This is a genomic window from Micromonospora sp. MW-13, assembly GCF_003434305.1.
Taxonomy (GTDB): Bacteria; Actinomycetota; Actinomycetes; order Mycobacteriales; family Micromonosporaceae; genus Micromonospora.
The window spans coordinates 1-331 of record NZ_QKKX01000132.1; the positions used below are offsets into that span (position 1 = coordinate 1).

Below are 331 nucleotides of genomic sequence, written 5' to 3' on the forward strand. Positions count from 1 at the left end.
TTTCAAAGCTTATCGCATCCCCGGGACGGAGATCAGCCGGCCCCCCGAGTCGGCCGAATCATCGACCCGGCGTGCGGCATGTCGCGGTCTCCGAGCACTGGCAGACCCCGAGATCCCGCACCCGGTGTCGATCATCGTGTCGAGAAGTTCGCGGATCGCGGATCGCGGGAAGCCAACGCCCGGGGCAGGCAACGCCCCCGGGGCAGGCAACGCGAAAGGCCCCGGAGTTTCCTCCGGGGCCTTTCCAACGAGTAGCGGGGACAGGATTTGAACCTGCGACCTCTGGGTTATGAGCCCAGCGAGCTACCGAGCTGCTCCACCCCGCGTCGGC

General features: G+C 67.1%; 1 tRNA gene. It reads right to left on the reverse strand.

What is annotated here, in order from left to right:
- Positions 1-252: 252 nt before the first annotated feature.
- A tRNA-Met gene (locus C5N14_RS31550) sits at positions 253-326 on the reverse strand.
- Between the last annotated feature and the right edge of the window lie 5 nt (positions 327-331).